At 55.3% G+C, this 2,365-nt stretch carries 3 protein-coding genes; all 3 read right to left on the bottom strand.

The window, feature by feature from the left end:
- On the bottom strand, positions 1 to 191 hold a 191-nt coding region (locus AC6F7T_RS09730; protein ID WP_500718328.1), incomplete at its 3' end, for an AIR carboxylase family protein.
- Entirely contained in the window at positions 188 to 2,092 is a 1,905-nt protein-coding gene (locus tag AC6F7T_RS09725; RefSeq protein WP_500718325.1) for a tetratricopeptide repeat protein, read from the bottom strand. The genes AC6F7T_RS09730 and AC6F7T_RS09725, both read right to left, overlap by 4 nt.
- Before the next feature lie 69 nt (positions 2,093 to 2,161).
- Positions 2,162 to 2,365: phosphoribosylglycinamide synthetase C domain-containing protein (locus AC6F7T_RS09720; protein WP_500718322.1), on the bottom strand; the 204-nt coding region annotated here is incomplete at its 5' end.

The following is a 2,365-nucleotide window of genomic DNA, read 5'->3' as shown; positions in this document are numbered from 1 at the left end:
GCAATCAGCACCTTCACCCCGCGCTCTTCGGCGCTGCGGACAATGCGTGCCGTCCGCTCCGGCGAGCGATGGGCGCTGGAGACGGTCATTTCAAACGGCACGCCAAAATCCTTCAACACCCTGGCAATCTCGACCATCACCACGTAATCGTTATCACTTCCCATCACGATGCTGACTAAAGGCTGATTCATTGATGATCCTTTCCTGATTCCATAACTGTCCGAAATTCCTGCTGAGAAAAAAATACATCCCAGGGAGGCTGCGCGGTATCCACCGTTTCAAGGGCGTTTGCTGCGCGGGCTTCAGCAAACAGACGCAACACCTGCGCGGGTTCACGATTGAGGGACCAGAGCGCCACCGCAATCCCCAGTTTGAGCAACCCGGCATCGGCATCAAGGCTCAAACCGCGTTCAAATTCCGCCAGTGCTTCTGACCACCGTTGCTGCCGTGCCAAGTGGGTACCGGTAACGAAGTAACTCAGCGGATGATAGCCGTAACGGCTGTTCAAGTCACGAATCACCGCCAATCCTGCGCGCTCATCACCCTGTTCCAGTAACAAATTACCCAGATTCAGGTAAGCGGACCAGAGGCGAGGATGGAGCATGATCGCCCGGCGATAATAGCTTTTCGCTTGTTGATAGTCTTTTATGTTTTCGTAGAGCACCCCCAAATTGTAGTTATTGACTGCGGAGCGAGGGTTTTCTGCCAGGCTGATAAGCGCCTGTTCGAGCGCGGCGGGGTATTTCCCCTGTTTCGCGTAAACATCGACCAGCGAATTGCGGGCGCGTTGATGATGCGGCGCTTTACTCAGGATATCGAGGGTGATCGTCTCCATATTTTGCCAGACCAGGTTACGCTGAATCGTCGCAAGCGCAAAGCACAGCACCAAACCAACCAGCAACAGAGACCACAACCGGTCGCCACGCCAGCGTAGTTCCGCGACGGAACCAACGCTGAGCGCAAACCCGGCGCAAGGCAGGTAAAGATAGTGCTCGGCGACCGGATAGTGAAAGTCGATAAGATGGCTGACCGGCAGGAGCGCGATGATGATCCAACCCAGTCCCAGAGTGATCAGCGGCGCGCGTTGGCGTGTCGCAACCAGGCAGGCGACCAGCACAATGACAAAGATCGCGCTTGCAACAGTACCATACGACGCAGGAAAAAGGCTGAAATCAAAGATGCCTTTGTAGTCGGCAAGCAGCCGGGTCGGCCACAGCAGTTTTGACAGGTAAAACAACTGCAGATTGGCGTACGACAGGTTGCCGTCGGCCAGTGCGGGCGAAGCAAGATGGTTTGCCAGCACGGGTGTCGACGTTCCGAACACGGCGGCCATCTTGGCCGCAAGTGTCACACCAAGTCGCCACCAGAGAAACAGGGTGGTAAGCAAAAAACACCACAGATATTCGCGCCAATACAATTTAATACATTTTTGCGCGGCAGTGATAGCACCGCTGTTTTTCATCAGGCACCAGTCGGCCAAAACCAGTAGCACAGGGAAAACCACGGCGGATTCCTTGGAAAAACCCGCCAGGAAGAAGAGTCCGAGAATTGCCGGAAACCACCAGTAATTGTGCGTCTGTCGATAGCGGTAAACTGCCAGCAAGGCGGCGCATAAGAAAAACGCGGCGAGGATATCCTTGCGCCCGGAAATGTAGGCAACCGCATTGGTCTGAATCGGATGAGCAATAAAGAGTAAAGCGGCCAGCAGCGCCGTCCGGGATGATAGCAACCAGCGCCTGAATAAAAAAAACAGCACTATCCCGGTCGCGGCGTGCCACAACAGATTCGACAGATGGAACATCCACGGCGCACCGCCACCGAGGGCAAAGTCAACCGCGTAGGTCACCCAGCGGACATTACGTCCGCGCAACAGGCCGGGTGCCAGATCTTCGACCAGCGCATCGGCGGGAACGTTGAAAAAGAGCGGCAGATTCCGCAGATCACGCAGCAGGTAGTTATCCTGAATATAGGCATTGTCATCAAGGACGAATTCGTTGTCGAGGATGTTGGCATAGATGAGACAGGTGACAACAACGATGATCAACAGCCCCCAGCGCCGACAAATCTCTTCAATATTTGTTACTGGCAACATGTCATCTCGTTCATTGATTGGCCATCAAAAGGGCGGATCGGTATTTGAATCTGGACCAGGAGAAAACATTTACGACCGCAAAGCCTTGGCGCCGATGTCGGTGCGGTAGTGGGCACCCTCCCACGAAATGGTGTGAACCCCCGCGTAGGCTTTGGCAATCGCTTCCGCGACGGTGGCCCCGCGTCCGGTGACGCCGAGAACCCGGCCACCCTGATTCACGACCTGCCCGTCACGTTCGGTCGTGCCGGCGTGAAAAACCATCAGCTCGTCGAT

Source organism: Pelovirga sp. (assembly GCF_059864205.1).
Note: the sequence above shows the minus strand (reverse complement) of the source record. Positions and strands in the feature narration are given on the sequence as shown.

Coding starts and splice junctions, on each gene's coding strand:
- AC6F7T_RS09725 (WP_500718325.1), bottom strand. CDS start 2,092: ATGTTGCCAGTAACAAATATTGAAGAGATTTGTCGGCGCTGGGGGCTG.